Annotated in this window: 20 protein-coding genes; 12 read left to right on the top strand and 8 right to left on the bottom strand. The window is 67.5% G+C overall.

Features of this window, described 5'->3' with window-relative positions; all coding sequences use genetic code 11:
- The 5 genes from BG61_RS05390 to BG61_RS05370 form a co-directional block, all read left to right on the top strand.
- On the top strand, window positions 1-241 hold a 241-nt coding region (locus BG61_RS05390; protein ID WP_035941591.1), incomplete at its 5' end, for an acyl-CoA dehydrogenase family protein.
- Window positions 242-249: 8 nt separating this feature from the next.
- Window positions 250-1,443 carry a CaiB/BaiF CoA transferase family protein gene (locus BG61_RS05385; RefSeq protein WP_035929228.1) on the top strand — a complete coding sequence of 398 codons (1,194 nt, stop codon included), beginning with the start codon at window positions 250-252 and terminating at the stop codon, window positions 1,441-1,443.
- A 13-nt stretch (window positions 1,444-1,456) separates the two neighbouring features.
- Window positions 1,457-2,830 (top strand): MmgE/PrpD family protein, encoded by a 1,374-nt coding sequence (locus BG61_RS05380; RefSeq protein WP_035929225.1) that lies wholly within the window; start codon window positions 1,457-1,459, stop codon window positions 2,828-2,830.
- Window positions 2,827-3,633: an HpcH/HpaI aldolase/citrate lyase family protein gene (locus BG61_RS05375; protein ID WP_035929222.1), complete on the top strand. Its 807-nt coding sequence runs from the start codon at window positions 2,827-2,829 to the stop codon at window positions 3,631-3,633. Before BG61_RS05380 ends, BG61_RS05375 begins: the two co-directional genes overlap by 4 nt.
- Window positions 3,634-3,748: 115 nt before the next feature.
- The gene (locus BG61_RS05370; RefSeq protein ID WP_035929219.1) at window positions 3,749-4,636 is read left to right on the top strand and encodes a LysR family transcriptional regulator; all 888 of its coding nucleotides are present in this window, start codon (window positions 3,749-3,751) and stop codon (window positions 4,634-4,636) included.
- Between the two features lie 9 nt (window positions 4,637-4,645).
- Here the strand turns inward: BG61_RS05370 and BG61_RS05365 are convergent, their stop codons facing one another.
- Together BG61_RS05365 and BG61_RS05360 are read right to left on the bottom strand one after the other, a co-directional pair.
- Window positions 4,646-4,978, bottom strand: coding sequence for a hypothetical protein (locus BG61_RS05365; RefSeq protein WP_035929216.1), 333 nt, complete (start codon window positions 4,976-4,978; stop codon window positions 4,646-4,648).
- 149 nt (window positions 4,979-5,127) lie between these two features.
- Window positions 5,128-5,310 (bottom strand): DUF1289 domain-containing protein, encoded by a 183-nt coding sequence (locus BG61_RS05360; RefSeq protein WP_035929214.1) that lies wholly within the window; start codon window positions 5,308-5,310, stop codon window positions 5,128-5,130.
- 219 nt (window positions 5,311-5,529) lie between these two features.
- Here BG61_RS05360 and BG61_RS05355 point away from each other — a divergent pair, with 219 nt between their 5' ends.
- Window positions 5,530-8,007 (top strand): PAS domain-containing protein, encoded by a 2,478-nt coding sequence (locus BG61_RS05355; RefSeq protein ID WP_051672290.1) that lies wholly within the window; start codon window positions 5,530-5,532, stop codon window positions 8,005-8,007.
- 187 nt (window positions 8,008-8,194) lie between these two features.
- Entirely contained in the window at window positions 8,195-10,207 is a 2,013-nt protein-coding gene (locus BG61_RS05350; RefSeq protein WP_081867983.1) for an AI-2E family transporter, read from the top strand.
- A 65-nt stretch (window positions 10,208-10,272) separates the two neighbouring features.
- On the opposite strand, the gene BG61_RS05345 is transcribed toward BG61_RS05350, so the two are convergent.
- From BG61_RS05345 to BG61_RS05330, 4 genes are all read right to left on the bottom strand, one after another.
- The gene (locus BG61_RS05345) at window positions 10,273-10,506 is read right to left on the bottom strand and encodes a hypothetical protein (RefSeq protein WP_035929211.1); all 234 of its coding nucleotides are present in this window, start codon (window positions 10,504-10,506) and stop codon (window positions 10,273-10,275) included.
- 55 nt (window positions 10,507-10,561) lie between these two features.
- Complete coding sequence (locus BG61_RS05340) at window positions 10,562-12,142, bottom strand: methyl-accepting chemotaxis protein (protein ID WP_035941589.1); 1,581 nt, start codon at window positions 12,140-12,142, stop codon at window positions 10,562-10,564.
- A 165-nt stretch (window positions 12,143-12,307) separates the two neighbouring features.
- Window positions 12,308-13,099, bottom strand: a complete 792-nt coding sequence (locus BG61_RS05335) for a 3-hydroxybutyrate dehydrogenase (RefSeq protein ID WP_035929207.1) — start codon at window positions 13,097-13,099, stop codon at window positions 12,308-12,310.
- A 94-nt stretch (window positions 13,100-13,193) separates the two neighbouring features.
- Window positions 13,194-14,594, bottom strand: a complete 1,401-nt coding sequence (locus tag BG61_RS05330; protein WP_035929204.1) for a GntP family permease — start codon at window positions 14,592-14,594, stop codon at window positions 13,194-13,196.
- Between the two features lie 320 nt (window positions 14,595-14,914).
- Here BG61_RS05330 and BG61_RS05325 point away from each other — a divergent pair, with 320 nt between their 5' ends.
- The 4 genes from BG61_RS05325 to BG61_RS05310 all read left to right on the top strand — a co-directional run bounded on the left by BG61_RS05325 (window position 14,915) and on the right by BG61_RS05310 (window position 18,460).
- The gene (locus BG61_RS05325) at window positions 14,915-16,363 is read left to right on the top strand and encodes a sigma-54 interaction domain-containing protein (protein ID WP_035929202.1); all 1,449 of its coding nucleotides are present in this window, start codon (window positions 14,915-14,917) and stop codon (window positions 16,361-16,363) included.
- Between the two features lie 100 nt (window positions 16,364-16,463).
- Window positions 16,464-16,721 carry a hypothetical protein gene (locus BG61_RS05320; protein ID WP_051672289.1) on the top strand — a complete coding sequence of 86 codons (258 nt, stop codon included), beginning with the start codon at window positions 16,464-16,466 and terminating at the stop codon, window positions 16,719-16,721.
- A 162-nt stretch (window positions 16,722-16,883) separates the two neighbouring features.
- Window positions 16,884-18,107 (top strand): serine hydrolase domain-containing protein, encoded by a 1,224-nt coding sequence (locus tag BG61_RS05315; RefSeq protein WP_035929199.1) that lies wholly within the window; start codon window positions 16,884-16,886, stop codon window positions 18,105-18,107.
- 59 nt (window positions 18,108-18,166) lie between these two features.
- Window positions 18,167-18,460 carry an H-NS histone family protein gene (locus tag BG61_RS05310; RefSeq protein WP_035929196.1) on the top strand — a complete coding sequence of 98 codons (294 nt, stop codon included), beginning with the start codon at window positions 18,167-18,169 and terminating at the stop codon, window positions 18,458-18,460.
- 7 nt (window positions 18,461-18,467) lie between these two features.
- Here BG61_RS05310 and BG61_RS05305 read toward each other — a convergent pair whose 3' ends face one another.
- Window positions 18,468-19,037: a lipocalin family protein gene (locus tag BG61_RS05305; RefSeq protein WP_035929193.1), complete on the bottom strand. Its 570-nt coding sequence runs from the start codon at window positions 19,035-19,037 to the stop codon at window positions 18,468-18,470.
- A gap of 577 nt (window positions 19,038-19,614) precedes the next feature.
- On the opposite strand from BG61_RS05305, the gene BG61_RS05300 reads away from it, so the two are divergent.
- On the top strand, window positions 19,615-20,568 hold the full coding sequence (locus BG61_RS05300; protein WP_051672300.1) for an AEC family transporter: 954 nt from the start codon (window positions 19,615-19,617) through the stop codon (window positions 20,566-20,568).
- 162 nt (window positions 20,569-20,730) lie between these two features.
- Here the strand turns inward: BG61_RS05300 and BG61_RS05295 are convergent, their stop codons facing one another.
- Window positions 20,731-21,042 (bottom strand): DUF4148 domain-containing protein, encoded by a 312-nt coding sequence (locus BG61_RS05295; protein WP_051672288.1) that lies wholly within the window; start codon window positions 21,040-21,042, stop codon window positions 20,731-20,733.
- Between the last annotated feature and the right edge of the window lie 154 nt (window positions 21,043-21,196).

The raw sequence follows: 21,196 nt of genomic DNA, 5'->3' as shown, positions 1-21,196 counted from the left end.
CTTCGACGCGCACGAGCCGTGCGGCGCCCAGGCGAACATGGCGAAGCTTCTGGCCGCGGATGCGTCGTGGGAAGCGGCGAACGCGTGCCTGCAGTTTCACGGCGGCTTTGGGTTCGCTTCGGAATACGACGTCGAGCGCAAGTTCCGCGAGACGCGTCTGTATCAGGTGGCGCCGATCTCGACCAACCTGATCCTGTCCTACGTGGCCGAGCACATCCTCGGTTTGCCGCGTTCGTTCTGAGGCGAGCCATGACGAGACCACTCGACGGCATCAAGGTCATCACGCTCGAACACGCGATCGCGGCGCCTTTCTGCACGCGCCAGCTCGCCGATCTCGGTGCGCGCGTCATCAAGGTGGAGCGTCCCGGCAGCGGCGACTTCGCGCGCGGATACGACGAGCGCGTGCACGGGCTCGCGTCGCATTTCGTGTGGACGAACCGTTCGAAGGAGAGCCTATCGCTCGACGTGAAGCAGCCCGAGGCCGCGAAGATCCTCGACGCGTTGCTCGCCGACGCGGACGTGCTCGTGCAGAATCTCGCGCCGGGCGCGGCCGAGCGGCTCGGGCTCGGCTACGACGCGCTGAGCGCGACGCACCCGAAGCTGATCGTCTGCGACATTTCCGGCTACGGCGCGAACGGCCCGTATCGCGACAAGAAGGCCTACGACCTGCTGATCCAGAGCGAATCGGGCTTTCTCTCGATCACGGGTTCGCCCGGCGCGCCCGCCAAGGCGGGCTGCTCGATCGCGGATATCGCCGCGGGCATGTACGCGTATTCGAGCATCCTCAGCGCATTGCTGCTGCGCGGGCGTACGGGCCGGGGCAGCCGCATCGACGTGTCGATGCTGGAGAGCATGGTCGAGTGGATGGGCTATCCGATGTACTACGCCATCGACGGCCAGAACCCGCCCCCGCTTGCCGGCGCATCGCACGCCACCATCTATCCGTACGGCCCGTTTCCCGCCGGCGATGGCAAGGTCGTGATGCTCGGCCTGCAGAACGAACGCGAATGGAAGCTCTTTTGTGAAACCGTGCTGGAGCAGCCGGGGCTCGCGAGCGATCCGCGCTTCGCGTCGAATTCGAAGCGAAGCGAGGCACGCGATGCGTTGCGCGACGTGATCGTCGGCGCGTTCGCGGGCATGAGCGCGGCGCAGGTGATCGAGCGGCTGGACAAGGCCGGCATCGCCAATGCGCAGATGAATACGCTTGCCGACGTATGGGCGCACCCGCAGCTTGCGGCGCGCGAGCGCTGGCGCGAGGTGGGCATCTCGATGGGCACGTCCGCGGGCACGGTGCCCTCGCTGCTGCCGCCGGGCATGCCGTCGGGCGTCGAGCCGCGCATGGACCCGGTGCCCGCGCTCGGGGAGCACACCGACGCGATCCTTCAGGAGCTCGGCTACGAGCCGACGCATATCGCCGCGCTGCGCGCGGCCGGAACCATCTGAACCCTCCATCATCATGACCGATCATCCCAGCCAGACCCTTGCCACCTTCGCCTCGCAACTGCGGTTCTCCGACATTCCGGGCGCGGTCGTCGAGCGCACCGTCAACCTGTACGTCGACTGGCTCGGCTCCGCGCTCGCGGGCAAGGGCGCGCGGCCCGTCGAGAGCATCGCGCGCTTCGCGCGCAATGCGGGCGCGCCCGGCGGCGGCGACGCCGAGATCCTGACCGACCGCTCGCGCGCGACGCCCTATTTCGCCGCGATGGTGAACGGCGCGGCGTCGCACTTCGTCGAGCAGGACGACGTGCACAACGGCGCCGTGTTCCATCCGGCGGCGGTCGTGTTCCCGGTCGCGCTCGCGCTCGCGCAGGCCACGGGCGCGTCGGGCCGCGACTTCATCGCGGCCGCCGTGGCGGGCTACGAAACGGGCATCCGCATCGGCGAGTTTCTCGGCCGCTCGCACTACAAGGTCTTTCACACGACGGGCACGGCCGGCACGGTCGCCGCCGCCGCGACGGCGGGCCGTCTGCTCGGCCTCTCGCCGCTGCAGATGCTCGACGCGTTCGGCTCGGCGGGCACGCAGGCGAGCGGCCTGTGGGAGTTCCTGCGCGACGCCGCCGATTCGAAGCAGCTGCACACCGCGATGGCCGCCGCGAACGGCCTGATGGCGGCGCAACTCGCCGCCGACGGCTTCAAGGGCGCGACGCACATCCTCGAAGGCGCGAAGGGGATGGCGGCGGGCATGTCGAGCGATGCCGACCCGGCGCGGCTCGTCGACCGGCTGGGCGAGCGCTGGGCGACCGTCGAGACCTCGTTCAAGTACCACGCGGCGTGCCGCCACACGCACCCCGCCGCGGACGCGCTGCTTGCCGTCGTCGCGCAGCACCGGCTCGCGCCGGAGGACATCGGGCATGTGACGGCGCAGGTGCATCAGGGCGCGATTGACGTGCTCGGCGCCGTCACGAATCCGGTGACGGTTCATCAGGCGAAGTTCAACATGGGCACGGTGCTCGGCCTGGTCGCGCATTACGGCTACGCGGGCGTGACCGAGTTCGAGCAGTACTTCGCGAGCGAGCCGATCGTGGCGTTCCGCGACCGGGTGGAGATGGCGCTCGACGATGAAGTCGACCGCGCGTACCCCGCGCGCTGGATCGGCAAGGTGACGGTCACGACGCGCGACGGCCGCGTGCTGTCGGGCCGCGTGGACGAGCCGAAGGGCGATCCGGGCAACACGCTCTCGCGCGACGAGATCGCGACCAAGCTGCGCAGGCTCGCGGCGTTCTCGGGCGCGGCGTCCGGGGAAGAAGCCTCGGCGCTCATCGACGAGGCATGGCAGATCGCCTCGCAGGAGCGCGTGGGATCGGTCTTCCGGGCGGCGCAGTTCGCATGAGCCCGCGCTCCTATCTCTTCGTGCCGGGCAATCGCGCGGAACGCTTCGAGAAGGCGCGCGCAGCCGGTGCGGACGCGGTGATCCTCGATCTCGAAGACGCCGTGCAGCCGGCTCAGAAACCCGCGGCGCGCGATGCCGTGCTGGCGCACGCGCACGCGTCGCGGCCCGCGTTCGTGCGCATCAACAGCGCGGACACGCCCTGGTTCGCCGACGACATCGCCGCGCTCGCCGCGCATCCCGGCGTCGCGGGGATCGTGCTGCCGAAGGCCGAGACGCGCGAGCAGGTCGACGCGGTGCTCGCGCGCGCGCACGCGGGGCTCACGGTGCTGCCGATCGTCGAGACGGCGCGCGGCTTTGCCGGGCTCGATGCGCTTGCCGCCGCGCCGCGCGTGGAGCGCATCGTGTTCGGCACGCTCGACTTCCAGATCGACCTGAACATCGAAGGCGACGGCGAGGAACTGCTGATGTTCCGCTCGCAGATCGTGCTTGCGTCGCGGCTTGCGGGCATCGCCGCGCCGGTGGACGGCGTTTCGACCGTGATCGACGACCCCGCCGCGATCGAAGCCGACGCCCGGCGCGCCCGCCGCCTGGGCTTCGGCGCGAAGCTCTGCATCCATCCGAAGCAGATCGACGCGGTGCATCGCGCGTATGCGTGGAGCGAGGCGGACGAGGCGTGGGCGGCGCGCGTGCTCGCCGCGGTCGCGCAAAGCGGCGGCGCGGCGGTCGCCGTCGACGGAAAGATGGTCGACATGCCGGTCATCCTCAAGGCCCGGCGCATCGCGGGTGGCGCGGGCAATACGTGACGCGGCGACCATGACGGGCGCGGCGGGACCCGCGAGCCGCGGGCTTTTCGGTGATCTGCTTCACGGGCCGTTAAGATTGTGGTCCGAGCATCCCCGAATCCCACCCGTTCTCGCCATGCATTTCGATTTCGTCGACCTGACGCTCATGGTCACCCTCTCGGACACGAAAAACCTCGCGCGCGCCGCCGAACGCTGCCATCTGTCCGCGCCGGCGGCGAGCAATCGCGTGAAGAATCTCGAAGAGGGCCTCGGCTTCAAGCTCCTCTACCGCACGAGCCAGGGCATGACTCTCACGCCCGCGGGCGAAGCGTTCGTGCACCACGCGCGGCTCGTGCTCGAACGCGTCGAGCATCTCGCGGGCGACATGCAGGAATACGGCGACGGCATCAAGGGCCACGTGCGCATCTGGGCGAACACCACCGCGATCAGCGAATTCCTGCCCGCCGTGCTGAGCGGCTTCCTGCGCGATCATCCCGACATCAACATCGACCTGCGCGAAGTGCTGAGCGGCGAGATCGTCAGGGGCGTGGCGGAAAGCGCGACGGATATCGGTATCGTGGCCGGCAACGTGCACGCCGATCATCTGGAGATGCTGCCGTACCGCGACGACCGCCTCGTGCTCGTCACGTCGCAGGATCACCGGCTGGCGGCCGGGAAGTCGGTGGATTTCGCGCAGACGCTCGCCGACAACTTCGTCGGCCTGCCGACGTCGAGTGCGATCCACGCATTCGTGACGAGCGCCGCCGACGCGCTCGGCGCGCGCCTCAAGCTGCGCATCCAGGTAGGCAATTTCGAGGCGGCGTGCCGGATGATCGAATCGGGTGTCGGCATCGGCATCGTTCCCGAATCGGTCGCGGTGCGGCATGCGAAGACGCTGAAGATCGCGATCGTCGGACTCAACGACGCCTGGGCCGAGCGCAAGCTGAAAATCTGCGTGCGCAGCCTGAAGGACCTGCCGCCGTTCGCGCGCGCGCTCGTCGACCGCCTGACCGGCAGCGAGTGACGCGCGGCGTCACTCGCCCGGCGGCACGGCCTGTTTCACGTTGGCCTTGTTTCCCGCGAGCGGCGAGCCGTAGCCGCCGCTCAGCGCGTTGTTCGGCAGGCCGTTCACCAGCTGGGCGCGCGGGTCGCTCGGATTGAGGTTCAGTTCGCCGGCCTGCTGGTTGCCGTGCGTCGGGTACTGGCTGCCGAGCGCCGCGTCCGGCATCAGCTTCGTGCTGTTGGCGGGCGCATACATGTCGGTTTCGGCGCTCGGGCGCGCCGGCTGCGCCGCGGCGGCTTCCGACACGATCCAGAGCGCGGCGCCCATCGATACGGCAACGCCCGCGCGGACGATAGCGTTCATGTCTGAACTCCCGGAGTGGTTCGAGTATCGTGTCCATCCACGCGCGCGTCGTTGTCTTCGATGCGGCCGCGACACGGGCGCATAGAACCAGTCTAGGCGATCAGCGCCCGCTGCTGCGGCAAGTCGAGCCTTTGTCCCGCGTGCGCGTCCTATTTCCCGTGTTTCTTCAGCTTCGCCTTGCGTTTCGGTCGTTCGTCGATGATCCGTCTACGGTGCTTGTCCTTCAGCTTCTTCCATTGCTTGCATTCGTCTTTCGTGCGCAGACACCCGATGCACAGGCCCGTCTTCTCGTCGAACTTGCAGATGCTGATACACGGCGATTCAACGGACATGGCAATTCCAGGAAAACATGGGCGGCGGCGCGCTCCGGGGCTTCCAATCTCGCACGGCGCGTGCCCGCGCATCAAACTGATTCTTTCAATTGCAGCGATAGAGGCGCGCGTTTTGCCGGATGCTAAGATGCCCGCATCTCGTTGCGCATTCGAACTGCCGCGCGCCGGCTGCGCGTCCTCGTCTTCCATAACATGCGGCGACCACTCGTTTTTTCAACGTTGAGCCAGCTCGAATTCGAGCGCGCGGTGCTCGGCCGCGTCGTGGCAGGCATGCCGCTTCACGAAGTGCTCGAACACGTCATTCATCGCGTCGAGGCGCTCTCGGACGAGCGCATGTATGCGTCGATCCTGCTCGTCGACCCGAGCGGCAAATGCCTCGTTCACGGCGCCGCCCCGAGCCTGCCCGCGAGCTACAACGACGCGATCGACGGCGTCGAGTTCGGCCCGATGGCCGGTTCCTGCGGCGCGGCGGCATACAACGCGGTGCCCGTGATCGTCGACGACATCGAGACCGATCCGCTCTGGGAACCGTTTCGCGATCTCGCCCTCGGCCACGGGCTGCGCGCCTGCTGGTCGATGCCGATTCGCGCCGCCGACGGCAGCGTGCTCGGGACCTTCGCCAACTACTATCCGATCCCGAAGAGCCCGTCGAACGACGACCTGGAGGAAATCGCGTTCGTCGCGAGCGTGACGGCGCTCGCCATCGAGCGCTACAAGAGCGACCGCGCGCTGCGCGAAAGCGAGGAGCGGCTGCGCATTGCGCAGCAGGCGGGACGCATCGGCACGTTCGAGATTTTCCCGGAGCGCGGGCGCATCGCGGTGTCGGAGGAGTTCTGCCACCAGTGGGGCCTGCCGACGCAGCCCGAGTTCGACATCGCCGACCTGATGGCGCTGATTCATCCGCAGGACCGCACCCGCCTGCTCACGGGCAACCGGGAGATCCCGAACGGCGCGCTCGAATACTTCGAATACCGGATTCGCCGTCCGGACAACGGCGAGGAGCGCTGGATGGGCCGCCGCGGCGAGGCGATCGACGGCGGCACGCTCGGCACGCGCTATCTCGGCGTGTCGTATGACATTACGGACCACAAGCGCGTCGAGGCGCGGTTGCGCGTGAGCGAAACCGAACTCAGGCGTCTGAACGATTCGCTCGCCGCCGAAGTCGAGGCGCGCACGCGCGAGCGTGACAGCATCTGGCGCAATTCGCGCGACCTGTTCATCGTGACGAGCGAAGACGGCGTGCTGCGCGCGGTCAATCCGGCGTGGACGTCGATTCTCGGCTTCCGCGAGGACGAGCTGATCGGCCGCTCGTTCGAGGACATCGTGCATCCCGAGGACGCCGAGGCGACGCGCGCGGCGCTCCACGCGGCGGTCGATGCGGGTCTCACGCGCTTCGAGAACCGCAACCGGCACAAGGACGGGTCGTACCGCTGGGTGTCGTGGGTGGCGTCACCCGAAGGCGACGCGCTCTACGGCAGCGGCCGGGACGTCACGCGGGAGAGGGAGACGCAGCGCGCGTTGCGGCAGACCGAGGAAGCACTGAGGCAGGCGCAGAAGATGGAAGCGCTCGGGCAGCTGACGGGCGGCATCGCGCACGATTTCAACAATCTGCTGCAAGGCATCACCGGGCCGCTCGAACTGATTCGCCGCTTCGTGCAGCTTGGCCGCACCGACGAAATCGACCGTTTCGTCACGATGGCGATGGGTGCGGCCAATCGCGCGGCGTCGCTCACCCACCGGCTGCTGGCGTTTTCGCGCCGCCAGCCGCTCGACCCCAGGCCCGTCAACGCCGACGAACTGCTGCACTCGATAGACGACCTGCTGCGCCGGACCATGGGCGAGGCGATCGAAGTGAAGGTGATCCGCAACGATCATCTATGGCTCACCCGTTGCGACACCAATCAGCTCGAAAACGCGCTGCTCAATTTCGCGATCAACGCCCGCGACGCGATGCCCGACGGCGGGCAGCTCACGCTCGAAACCGACAACGCCGAACTCGGCGCGGATTTCGCCGCGCGTCATCCGGACGTGGTGCCGGGGTCGTATGTGGTCGTGTCGGTGTCGGATACGGGCGGCGGCATGACCGACGACGTAAAGGAGCGCGCCTTCGACCCGTTCTATACCACCAAGCCGCTCGGGCAGGGCACGGGGCTCGGCCTTTCGATGGCGTACGGGTTCGCGAAGCAGTCGGGCGGGGTCGCGACGATCGAAAGCGAACCCGGCCTCGGCACGACGGTGCGGCTCTACCTGCCGCGCCATCAGGGTGGCGCGCAGGTGCTGGAAATCGCCGGCGAGCTGACGGAGGCGCACCGCGCGTCCGGGCGGCAGGCGATTCTGGTCGTGGAAGACGATCCCGCGGTGCGCGAACTCGTGTGCGAGATCCTGCGCGATCTGGACTACGAGGTGATGGAAGCCGTCGACGGCCCGTCGGGGCTCGCCGTGCTCAATTCGCCGGCGCGCATCGACCTGCTCGTCACCGATGTCGGCCTGCCGGGCCTGAATGGCCGCCAGCTCGCCGACGCGGCACGCGCCACGCGCCCCGGGCTCAAGGTGCTGTTCATGACCGGCTACGCGGAAGCGGCGGCGCGCGGCAACGGATTTCTCGATACCGGCATGGAAATGATCACGAAGCCGTTCACGCTGGAATCGATGGCGAGCCGGATTCGCAGCATCGTTGCCGCACGCTGGCCCGGTTAGCATCGCTTCCCGTATTGCCTCACCGTTCGGCTCCCGCATACACTCACCTCAAGGCTGGCGCACGCGCATCCGGTGCACGGGATGCGCCGCCAGATCGTGAATCCGTTGCCATTCGCGTGCCGATGGCACACGCCTTGCTCCATCCCTCGGGCGACCCGCCCGTGCCTCCTCTGAGAGAACCGCTTCCATGCCGCAACAGACCGGCCCCCGCAGGCCGACGCCCAAGGTTCTGCCGCCCGACGCGCCCGGCTTGCGGGCGCTCACGTCGCTGATTACCGGCGTCGTGGTGATCTGCGCGCTCTATTTCGGCCGCGCCGTGATGATTCCGATCATCCTCGCCGTGCTGCTGAGCTTCCTGCTCGCGCCGTTCGTCGATTTCCTGCGGCGGTTCAGGTTCGGCCAGGTGCCCTCGGTGATCGTGGCGGTGCTGGTCGCGCTGTCGGTGCTCACGGCCACCGGCGCGCTGATCGGCGCGCAGGTCGCGCAACTGGCCGGCGACCTGCCGAAGTACCAGGTGGCGGTCGAGCGCAAGATCGAAAGCGTGCAGAAAGTGACGATCGGCCGCGCGGACGAATATCTCGGCAAGGCATCGCGGGCGTTGAAGCGCCTGTCGCCCGCGCGCGAGCAGGAAGCGCGCAAGGACGAGAACGACCAGACCGTGTCGCCCATCGACACGCCGATGCCCGTCGAGGTGCACGAGCCGTCGCCGTCGCCGCTGGAGCTTGCGCAGCGGTTCCTGTCGCCCGTCATCAGTCCGCTGGAAACCACCGGCATCGTGCTCGTGGTCGCCATCTTCATCCTGCTGCAGCGCGAGGACCTGCGCGACCGGCTGATCCGCCTGTTCGGCTCGCGCGACCTGCACCGCGCCACCACGGCGATGGACGAGGCCGCGCGGCGGCTTTCGCGCTACTTTCTCGCGCAGCTCGCGATCAACGCCGGCGTGGGGATCGTGATATCGATCGGGCTCGCGATCATCGGCGTGCCGGGCGCGCTGCTGTTCGGCGTGCTGACCGCGCTCTTGCGCTTCGTGCCATACGTCGGCACGTGGATCGCCGCGCTGATCGTGGTGGTGTTCGCCGCCGCCGTCGGCCCCGGCTGGACCATGCTGATCTGGACGGCCGCGCTCTTCGCCGTGACCGACGTGCTCGCGGGGCAGGTCGTCGAACCGCTGCTCTACGGCCACAGCACGGGGCTCTCGCCGTTCGCGGTGATCGTCGCGGCGATCTTCTGGAGCTGGATCTGGGGGCCGATCGGCCTCGTGCTCTCGACGCCGCTCACGCTGTGCCTCGTGATCCTGGGCCGCCACGTGGACCGGCTCGAATTCCTCGACGTGCTGTTCGGCGACCGTCCGGCGCTCACGCCGGCGGAGAACTTCTACCAGCGGCTTCTGGCGAACGATCCCGACGAGGCGCTCGTACAGGCGGAAACGCTGCTGAAGGACCGCTCGCTCACCGCTTACTACGACGAAGTGGCGCTCGAAGGCCTGCGGCTCGCGCACAGCGACGTGCTGCGCGGGGTCGTGACGGCGGACCAGTTGCGGCGGATCAACGAGGCGGCGCTGGATATCGTCGAGGGGCTCGAGGACGCCGAGGATCTGGCCGAGGCTCCCGGGCCCCACGAGGCGCCGCCCGCGGCGCTCGACATGACGGACGATCAGGCGGGCGTCTTCCACGAGTTGCCGCCCGCGCGCTTCGATGCCGCCGCGGAAGGCCATACGGCGTCGGTGCTGTGCATCGCGGGGCGCGCCGAACTCGACGACCTCGCCGCCGCCATCGCGGTCCAGCTGTTCAGGAAGCACGGCCTCGCGGCCGATTTCGCGCCTTACGCGCGCTTTTCGCGCCACCGTATCGGCGAAGTCGATCTGGCGGGCGTGTCGATCATCTGCGTCGTTTCATTCGACGCCGCTGAGCTGCCGCCTTATCTGCGCAACCTGCTGCGACGCCTGCACCAGCGCGCGCCGGCGGCCGACCTGATCGCCGGGCTCGTCGACCGCGACGCGACGCTGCAAGGCGAGGCGCTCGTGCAGACCATGTCGGGAGCGACGACGTTCAGGGAACTCGTCGACGCCTGCGTCGGCGCCGCGCGCCGCCAGTCGAACGACGGCGTGTCGTGGACCGGGCTCAATCCGCCGGACGGCGAGGCCGTCGAGGGCGGCAAGCTGGACGACGCGACCGCGGTCGCCGAACTGCGAAACGCCTGACCGCGCAAACGGCGCGCAAACGCACGCAAGCTTTGGCGCCACGCAAGCGCACGTGAAAACGCCGGTCAGCGGTTGCCGTCGAAGAGGTCGTTCAGCATGGTGTCGAAGGCGGCCTGCGCTTCTTCGAGTTCCTGCAGCGCGGTGTCGAAGGTCTGCAGCGCGATCTGCGACGGCCGGCCGTCGCCCTGCGGCGGGAAGTGCGCCTGGAGCGCCGTGAAGGCGGTCTGCACCTGCCGCGTTGCATTGACGATCCGTTCCATCGCTCGCGCTTCTTCCACGCGATTATTTTCGGCGCTCATCGAAGGCTCCTCTGTGGCAATGCTCCGATAGTACCAAGCGGCGATGGCGCCGGCGTCACGTCGCTGTCGCGGACCGGGGCGCGGCCACCGTGAAAAGTCGCACGGCCTCGTCCAGCACGCCCGCCTGCTCTTCGAGACGCTGCGCCGTGGCTGCCGCCTGCTCGACGAGCGCGGCGTTCTGCTGCGTGGAGTCGTCGAGATGGGCGACCGCCTGGTTCACCTGCCGGATGCCCTCGGCCTGCTCGCTGCTCGCCTTCGCCACTTCGAGGATGATCTCCGACACGCGGTGGACCGCCGCGTCGATCGTGCGCATCTGGCTCGTCGTGCGCGCAACGAGGTGCGTGCCTTCCGTGATCTGCGCGACGCTGGCCGCCACGACGCCTTCGATTTCCTTCGCCGACGCCGCCGAGCGCTGCGCCAGATTGCGCACCTCGCTCGCGACGACGGCGAACGAGCGCCCGGCCTCGCCGGCCCGCGCGGCTTCGACGGCGGCGTTGAGCGCGAGGATGTTGGTCTGGAACGCAATGCCGTCGATCACGTCCGTGATGTCCGCAATGCGCCGCGACGCCGCCGTGATGCCCGCCATCGTCTGCTCGACCTGGCTCGCGATGCGGCCGCCGTCGCCGGCTGCGGCTTGCGCTTCGCGCACGAGTTCGAGCGCCCGCTCGCTCGCTTCGGCGTTGCCCTGCACGGTGGTGGTGAGCTGGTCCATCGTGGCGGCGGTCTCTTCGAGCGACGCCGCCTGCAATTCGGTGCGCCGCGACAGGTCCGTGTTGCCGCTGGAAATTTCGCGGGCCGCGTCGAGCACTCCGCCGATCTGGCCGCGTACATCGAAGACGATCGCCGCGAGATTTGCCTTCAGCTGGTTGAGCGCGCGCTGCACGTCGCCGAGATCGTCGTGGTGGCCGGGCGGCATCTCGACGGAGAGGTCGCCCGCGGCCATGCGCGCGGCGAAGCCCGACATCGCGCGCACCGGCGTCTCGATCCGGCGCGCGAGCGACGCCCAGGCGCACGCGCCGGCCGCGACGCTCGCACCGGCCGCGATCCAGAATGGCAGCGGCGGCGCGCCGCGCCAGGCGGCGAGGCCCGCAACGCAAAGCGCGAGCGGCCCGGCCGCATAGCCGGCGGCAATGCGCGCGGCGAGCGGCATGCGTCCGAGCGCCGCGAGCCTGCGCGCGATGCCCGTGCGCACGAGCGCGCCCTGCTGCAGCCGGTGCGAGCGCAGCGTGCCTGCGCGCATCTGCGCGTAGAGCGCCTCGGCCGCGCGCACTTCGCCGCGTTCGGGCTTCACGCGCACGCTGAGAAAGCCGACCGCCTTGCCGTGCTCGATCACGGGCGTCACGTTTGCGCGCACCCAGTAGTAGTCGCCGTTCTTGCGGCGGTTCTTGACGAGCGCCGTCCACGAACGGCCCGCGCGGATCGTCGACCAGAGGTCGGCGAACGCTTCGCGCGGCATGTCGGGATGGCGGATGAGATTGTGCGGCTGGCCGACGAGTTCGTCCTTCGAAAAGCCGGACACCGCGATGAACGCCGGATTGCAATACTGGATGTTGCCGGAGAGATCGGTGGCGGAGACGAGCATCTCCGTCGGCGGGAAAGCGTATTCGTGCTGCGTGACGGGCTGGTTATTGCGCATTCGTATGTCCTTGCTTCTCGTTCGGGCGCGCCGGAAGGCCGGCGCGCTTTTCCTGAATCACAAGGGCATAACGGACATTAACCCCACATTCTTTAGGGGAATCCGACTAAAGCGCTCGGGTAAACGAGCGGCTTTAGCCCGATTTCACGCTTCATTTCACGTTTCTTATTGCGCGCTCCACCCGCCGTCGATGGTCAACGCCGAGCCGCGCATTTCCGCCGCACCGTCCGAGCAGAGGAACACGGCCATGTCGCCGATCTGCTGCGGCGTCACGAATTGCGCCGACGGCTGCTTGTCCCCCAGCAGCTTCGCGCGTGCCGCATCGGGCGAAAGCGACTCGCGCGCGGCGAGGTCGTCGATCTGTTTCTGCACGAGCGGCGTCAGCACGAAGCCGGGGCAGATCGCGTTGACGGTCACGCCGGTGCGCGCGTTTTCCAGCGCCGCGACCTTCGTGAGCCCGACGATGCCGTGCTTTGCCGCCACGTACGCCGATTTCCCCGCCGATCCGACGAGCCCGTGCACCGACGCGATGTTGATCACGCGGCCCCAGCCGCGCTCGCGCATCGCGGGCAGCGCGACGCGCATCGTGTGGAATGCGGAGCTCAGGTTGATCGCGATGATCGCGTCCCAGCGCTCGACCGGGAACGTATCGACGGTCGCGACATGCTGGATGCCCGCGTTGTTCACGAGCACGTCGACGGCGCCGAAGGTGTCGGCTGCGAAGGCGATCATCGCTTCGATTTCGGCGGGCTTCGACATGTCCGCGCCGTGGTAAGCCGCTTTCACGCCGATCGCTTCGATCTGCGCGAGCGCGCCCTGCGAGTCGCCGAAGCCGTTCAGCACGAGATTGGCGCCCGCCTGTGCGAGCGCGGTCGCGATGCCGAGTCCGATGCCGCTCGTCGAGCCGGTGACGAGGGCGGTCTTGCCGGCGAGCGGCTTCGATGCGGGTGATGTCATGAGGCGGTGTCTCCTGTTGTTGGCGGCCGGCGGGCAGCGCTGCCCGCCGGCCTGTCTTGTCGATCGGCAGGTCCGGCGGCCTTCGTTCGTTTCGTCAGACGAGGCCGGTCATGTAATAGACCGCAATCACGAAGAAAACGGCAAGTGTCTTGATGATCGTGACGGCGAAGATGTCGCGGTACGACTCGCGGTGCGTGAGGCCCGTGACCGCGAGCAGCGTGATGACCGCGCCGTTGTGCGGCAGCGTGTCCATGCCGCCGCTTGCCATCGCGACCACGCGGTGCAGCACTTCCAGCGGGATGTGCGCGGCTTCCGCGCCCTTGATGAAGGTGTCGGACATCGCCGCGAGCGCGATGCTCATGCCGCCCGACGCCGAACCGGTGATGCCGGCAAGCGAACTGACCGACACCGCCGCATTCACGAGCGGATTCGGAATGCTCTTGAGTGCATCGCTCACCACGATGAAGCCCGGCAGCGCCGCGATGACGCCGCCGAAGCCATATTCCGACGCCGTGTTCATCGACGCGAGCAGCGCGCCCGCGACCGCGGCCCGCGTGCCGTTGGCGAAACGCTCGCGCACGCGGTTGAACGCCGTCAGCAGCACGAGCACGATGCCGAGCAGCAGCGCGCCCTCGACAGCCCAGATCGCGACCACGGTTTTCACGGACGTCGTGACCGGCGCGTGCACGCCCGGCAGCACCTCGGGCGGGACGGTGTAGCTCGTGCCGTACCAGGTCGGGATCAGCTTCGTCAGCGCGAAGTTCGCGACGCCGACAAGGACGAGCGGCGCGATCGCGAGCAGCGGATTCGGCAGCGACGTCGCCTCCACGCGCTCCGGCTCGTTCACGAGCGACGTGCCGTAGCCTTCGCCCTTCGCCATCGCCGAGCGGCGGCGCCATTCGAGGAACGTCAGCCCGACCACGATGATGAACGCCGAGCCGATCACGCCCAGCCAGGGCGCGGCCCAGCCGGTGGTCTTGAAGAACGTCGTCGGGATGATGTTCTGGATCTGCGGCGTGCCGGGCAGCGAATCCATCGTGAACGAGAACGCGCCGAGCGCGATCGCGCCGGGCATCAGGCGCTTCGGAATATTGCTCTGGCGGTACATTTCGGCCGCGAACGGATAGACCGCGAACACCACCACGAACAGCGACACGCCGCCATAGGTGAGCAGCGCGCACACCGCGACGATCACCGCATTCACCCGCGACTTGCCGATGTAGCGGATCGCCGCGGCGACGATCGACTCGGAGAAGCCCGAGAGTTCGATCACCTTGCCGAACACCGCGCCGAGCATGAAGACGGGGAAGTAGAGCTTCACGAAGCCGACCATCTTCTCCATGAAGATGCCCGAAAACACGGGCGCGACGGCGGAGGGGTCGGTGAGCAGCACCGCGCCGAGCGCGGCGATCGGCGCGAACAGAATGACGCTGTAGCCGCGATAGGCGGCCAGCATGAGAAACGCCAGGGCGGCGAGCACGACGATGAAGGACATTGAGTCTCCGTTGATGATTTTTCTGGGGACGCCGCCGGATGGGTTTCTTGTGGAAACCCCGATGCGCGGCAGGTGACGCGCCGGGCGTGCCCTAAAGCAGGTTTTGTGCCATATCCCGTGCGCCGGGCCGGAAGCGGAATCCGCGGGCGCGCAGGCGCGGATCGACGCGAAATTGTACCGAAAGTCCACGATTCGAGACGAACGAACTGATCGGGATTTCGTCATGAAGCCCGCGATCGTTTGTGGTGCAAGTCCTTGCAGCGTGTCTCGATGGTGAGATATGCTGTCTCGATAAAGAGACTAACGGAGACGTGCTCCCCATGCACAACGACTGGACCAACGTGCCCGCCAATTACAGCGACGTGCTGCGGCGGGCGATGGAGTCGCTGTTCAAGACCTTCGAAAACTTCAGCGAAGGCACTTTCATCGTCGACGCCGACGCGCGCGTCGTGTGGATCAACAAGCGTTATGCGGCGCGCTTCGGCTTTTCCGACCCGGAACAGGCCATCGGCCGCGACTGCGAATCGGTGATTCCGAACAGCCTGATGCGCGAAGTCGTCATGACCGGCAAGCCGATCCTGCTCGACGTGCTGGAGACGGACCGCGAGCCGCTCGTCGTCACGCGCCTGCCGCTCAAGGACGACCTCGGCCAGACGGTGGGGGCGATCGGCTTCGCGCTCTTCGATGAAATGAAGGCGCTCACGCCGCTCTTCACGCATTACTCGCGCGTCCAGCAGGAACTGATCGCGGCGCGCCAGTCGCTCGCGCAGGCCCGGCGCGCGAAATACACGTTCGCGAGCTTCGTCGGCACGAGCGCGGCGAGCCTCGAAGTGAAGCGCCAGGCGCGGCGCGCGGCGCAGGTCGAATCGCCGGTGCTGCTGCTCGGCGAAACCGGCACGGGCAAGGAGCTGCTCGCCCATGCGATCCACGGCGCCTCCACGCGCGCCGCGCGCCCGCTCGTCACCGTGAACGTCGCGGCGATCCCCGACACGCTGCTGGAAGTGGAGTTCTTCGGCGCGGCGGCGGGCGCCTATACGGGCGCGGACCGCAAGGGGCGCGTCGGCAAGTTCGAGCTGGCGGACGGCGGCACGCTCTTTCTCGACGAGATCGGCGACATGCCGCTGCCGCTTCAGGGCAAGCTCCTGCGCGTGCTGCAGGACAAGGAGTTCGAGCCGCTCGGCTCGAACCGCATCGTGCGCGCGGACGTGCGCATCATCGCGGCGACGTCCGCCGATTTGCCCGCGCTCGTCGCCGCGGGCCGTTTTCGCGCGGACCTCTTCTATCGGCTGAACGTGCTGACGATTCACGCGCCGCCGCTGCGCGACCGGCTCGGCGACATCGAGGCGCTCGCGTACGCGATCCTCGAAGAGCTGTCCGCGCAGGCGCGCCCCGGGCACGCGGGCCACTTCGTGCTGCAGGACGACGCGCTGCGGGTCCTGTGCGCCTGCCCGTGGCCCGGCAACGTGCGCGAGCTGCGCAACACGCTCGAGCGCGCGCTGATGCTGTCGGACAGCGAGCACATCGATGCCCGCGCGCTTGCGCCCTTCATCGGATCGGCGGGCGTGCAGACGCAGACGCCGGCGCAGGACGAGCCGCGCAGCGCCGAGCCGCTCACGTCCTACGCCGACGCGATGGCGCAGTTCGAAAAAGGCTTTCTCTCCGATGCGTTGCGCGCGAGCGGCGGCCGGGTGACGGAGGCCGCGCAGCGCATCGGCATCGGCCGGGCGACGCTGTACAAGAAGATCGTCGCGCTCGGCATCGAGGTTTAGCGGCAACGCGCGGGGTGAACACGCATCGCCGCAATTGGGCAGAAAGCTTTGCGTGGCATACTCGCGAAATCAAAAAAAACAGCGTTCACAAGGGGTTGGGATGAATCTCGGCAAACGAACCGGCGTAACTGTTTCGCTCCTCGCGATGGTTTCGGCGCTCACCGGGTGCAGCAGCGCCCCGCCGCTTTTTTCCGCCGACGGCCGCCCGACCACCCTGATCCAGTGCCCCGCATACGGCGGCTGGACCCTCTGTCAGCAGAACGCGCGCGCCACCTGCCAGGGCGCGAGCTACGACGTGCTCGAACAATCCACCGACAACGGCCAGAACGGCCTCCTGATCGCCTGCAAGGCGCAGTAGCCCGCCTGATGCCCGGCGCGCGGCACGGCTTGCGGTGTGGCATTGTGTGCGCGACAGCACCGCCGCGCCCGATGGCCGGGGTACATTCCGTTCACCAGGACGAAGGAACGAAAGCCCGCAAGGGCTTTCGAAGGCTTCAGCGTCTGAAGAACAGGAGAATTCATGCAGCAAACCGGCTTTGATCCAGAGCGGCTCGCCCGCGTAACCGGCGCGATGCAGCGCTTCGTCGAATCGGGCGACGTCGCCGGCATCGTCACGCTGACCTGGCGCCGCGGCGAGATCGCGCAGGCCGATGCGCTCGGCTGGCGCGATCTCGAAACGCTCAGCCCGATGACCCGCGACACGCTCTTTCGCATCGCGTCGATGACCAAGCCGGTGACGAGCGCCGCCGCGCTGATGCTCGTGGAAGACGGCCTGCTCGACTTTCAGAGCCCGGTGTCGGCGTGGCTGCCGGAGCTTGCGAACGTCGCCGTGCTGACGAGCCCCGACGCTCCCCTCGAGCACACCGAGCCGCTGCGCGCGCCGATCACGCTTCTCGACCTGCTCACGCACCGCGCGGGTTTCGCCTATCACTTCACGGCGGAGGGCGCGCTGGCCGACGCCTACGAACGCGTGTTCAACGGCTTCGACATGATGGTCGACCCCGGCCGCTGGCTCGAACACGTCGCCGAGCTTCCGCTGATGTTCCAGCCGCGCACGCGCTGGCATTACGGCATTGCGACCGACGTGCTCGGCGCGCTGATCCAGCGTGTAGCGGGCATGCCGCTCGGCGAGTTTTTCCGCACGCGCATCTTCGAGCCGCTCGGCATGCACGACACGGGCTTCATCGTGACCGCCGACAAGACCGGGCGCCTCTCGACCTCCTACGCGTTCGATGCGGCGAACCGGCAGCTGGTCGTCGAGGATCATCCGGCGTCGAGCCGCTGGATCAATGCCGCGCGCTTTCAGAGCGGCGGGGGCGGCCTCGTCTCCACCGCCGACGACTACCTGCGCTTCGCGCGCCTCCTGCTCGGCCGCGGCCGTCTGCAGGGCGACGCGGCCGAGCGCACGCAGGGTCCGCGTCTTCTGTCGCACAAGTCGGTCGACCTGATGCGCTCTAACTTCCTCACCGCCGAGGAACGCCGCATTCCCGCCTTCGGCTATCCGGTCTGGGAGAGCCAGGGCTTCGGACTCGGCCTTGCGATCATCGACGACCCCGCGCGGCAGCAGTCCGCCGGCTACCGGTCGGCGGGTTCGTTCGGCTGGCCCGGCGCGCTCGGCACGAGCTGGTTTGCCGATCCCGTCGAAGACATGATCGGCCTCTTGATGATCCAGCGGCGCTCGGAAGATCCGTTCCCGCTCGCTCGGGAATACGAGCGCATTCTGTACGACGCCATCGACGATTGAAGGCACTTTTCACCGCGCGAACGGTCTTTTACCGCAAGCGAATTTTACGGAGCACGTTCATGGCGACCTACAAGCAACTGACCGCGCAACTCGAAAAACTCCAGTCCGAAGTCGCGGCGGCGCGCGAGAAGGAAGTTGCCGATGCGATCGCCGAGATCAAGGCGAAGATCGCGGAGTACGGGCTGACCGCCGAGGAACTCGGCTTTCGCACGGTGCGCCCGAAGGCGGCGAAGAAGGCTGCGCTCCCGGCGAAATATCGCAATCCGAAGACCGGCGAAACGTGGAGCGGCCGCGGACGAACACCGGCCTGGCTCGCAGGCAAGAACAAGGAGCGCTTCCTGATCGAAGGGTGACCGGCGCTCACTCGTGCTGCGTTTCGCGCAGCATCGTGACGTCGTAGCCCAGGCTGCGCGCGCGCTCGAAGAGTGCCTTGCGTTCATCGGCCGACGGCTTCGCGTCGCGCGTCAGGATCCACAGATAGCGGCCGCCCGGCTCCCCGACGATCGACCACGTGTAGTCGTCGGCACGATCGAGCACCCAGTAGTCGCCGATATAGAACGGCCCGAAGAACGACACCTTCAGCTTCGCGTTGCCCGAATCGGGAACGATCTTCGCGCGTCCTTCCGATGACCTGAACGGTCCGGACAATCCGCCTTCCCTGCACGCGTTGACCACCGAGACAAGGCCGTCGCCGCGAATCGCGTAGTCGGCGCTCACGGCTTCGCAGCCGCGCTCGAAGCGGTTCTCGTAACGCGCAAGCTCATACCAGCGGCCCATGTAGCGATCGAGATCGACGGCCTTTGCCGGCTGCGGCACCTTCGCGTTGCCGCTTCGTCCGCTGCCTTGCGATGCGCACGCGGCAAGCACCCCAAGCCCGCCGGCGACGACAAGCGCGGCGGCGCCATATGTCCAGGATCGTTTGATGTTCATCGTTGCGCTCTTGCGTGGTGGCGGAAGACGTGAACCCAGCAAGCGCCGTTCCGCGCGATCCCGCAAACCCTCACCTTTGCGCTTGCCCGGCGCATGCGCGATCGCGCTCACGGTTGATCTCGCGGTGCTTCATCAATCGCGCAAACCCTTGATGCGACTGGGTTTGCGGACATCGGCCGAAGTAGCGGCGCATGCTCTAGCGCATGCGAACGTGCCGTTCGAGGCGTGCATTTCACCGGTCCCGTATTCCCTCACCTGAAGCGTTTTCGTGGCATTGCGCATGCGCATGCCTGCATCGCGACGAACACGATGCGGTGCGTCTGCGTGCCAGGCCGCACGCCTGTCGATTCGGCACAAACCCTTATGGAACAAAGGCTTGCACGATACTGTTCACGCCCTGCAAGAAAGCTTAGCCATACTGGTCATCCATGAATCGTGAGCTTTCGACGCGCATCGCCGCTCACCCTGCCGCGCGTCCCGAAACGTCTCACCTTTGCGTTTGGCTGACTGCCGCGAACGACTTCAGGCGGTATCCTTGCGCACCTGCTCGTACGAATCCCTCTCGCTCCCGCTTCTCATGTCATCGCTGGTCTCGTCGATTTTCACGCCGCTTCTCACCATCATCCTGCCCGTCTTCGGTCTGATCTTCGCGGGCTATGCGGGCCGCAAGACGAACAAGCTCGGGCCGAACGCGTCGTCGGAACTGAACCGCTTCGTCGTCTATCTCGCGCTGCCCGCGCTTCTCTTCGACATCATGGCGAAGACGCCATGGAGCATGCTCGACCAGCCCGGGTTCATCGCGGTGTTCGGCATCGGCTCGGGCGCGGTCTATCTTGCGACGCTTCTCGTGCGGCTCTGGCAGTCGCGCCATCTCGCCGATGCCAGCATCGACGGACTCAACGCCGCCTATCCGAACACGGGCTTCGTGGGCTTGCCGCTCTGCCTGCTCGCGTTCGGCCAGGCGAGTCTCGCGCCCGCCGTCATCGCGACGATCATGACCGTATGCGTTCTGTTCGCGATGGCGATCGTGGTGATCGAACTCGGCCTGCAAACGGAGAAGCACATCGGCGCGACGATGGGCAGGGTCGCGAAGTCGCTGATCACGAATCCGCTGCTCATCGCGCCGCTTGCCGGCGCGTTATGGAGCGGCGCGGGACTGCATGTGTCCGGCGGCGCGGAGGTGTTCCTCAAGCTGCTCGGCGGCGCGGCGAGCCCCTGCGCGCTGGTCGCGCTCGGTCTCTTTCTCGGCGAGAAGGCGAAGGCACGCGACGCGAGGACGGCGAGCGCGCTGGTCGCGCTTAAGCTCGTCGTGCAGCCGTTGCTCACGTGGTGGCTTGCGTTTCATGTGTTCGACCTGCCGCCGTTGTGGGCGAAGACGGCGGTCATCCTGAGCGCGCTGCCGACGGGCACCGGCCCGTTCATGTTGGCGGAGTTTTATCGGCGGGAGGCGGCGGTGACGTCGGCAGCGATTCTCTTCTCCACGCTGGTCTCGCTCGTCACGGTGACGTTCTGTCTCGCGGTGCTGCTGTGACGCGGATCATGAAAGCGGCAGACGAAAAAAACCCGGCCTGAAGCGCCGGGTGAAGCCACCTTCGGTCGAGGGTGGAGGAGGCCTGCTTGACTTGCCTTCGCAAATGTCGGGCTGAATGCGGGAAGCCTGTCGGGGAAAGCTGTTGCGCCGCGTATTGGCTAGTTAGTCGGCCGTTTCTGCGCCGTTCGCCGCGACGCGCGATAGCGTCGCGCGACTCGCCGCCAGTTCCGCATGACGCGCCTGATACGGCAGCAGTTGCGGATACGTCAGCTCGTTGACCGGCTCCAGATCGCCGTTGCGGCGCGCCTCGGCCAGTTCCGCCCTGACCTCGGCGCGTGTCTTGGCGCCATACGGCGCGGCTTGCGCGACGCTCTGCGTCTGCGGGGCGGAATAGGGTGCGGCGTCGTCCGCGAAAGCGGGCGCGGCTGCCACGACCGCCGACACGATCAGGCCGCTGATGAGTGCATTTTTCATTTGAAAACCTCCTGTTGCTGCATTTCGAAAGCGGCGACGTTGACCGCTGATGAGTGCAGTTTAGGAGATAAACTATGAGAGATTGATAGTGATTGGGCTAATTGATTGTTGCTGATGGTGGACTAATGCTGGCATGCCCACGCGGGTATCCAGC

The organism is Caballeronia glathei (genome assembly GCF_000698595.1).
GTDB classification, from domain to species: domain Bacteria; phylum Pseudomonadota; class Gammaproteobacteria; order Burkholderiales; family Burkholderiaceae; genus Caballeronia; species Caballeronia glathei.
Note: the sequence above shows the minus strand (reverse complement) of the source record. Positions and strands in the feature narration are given on the sequence as shown.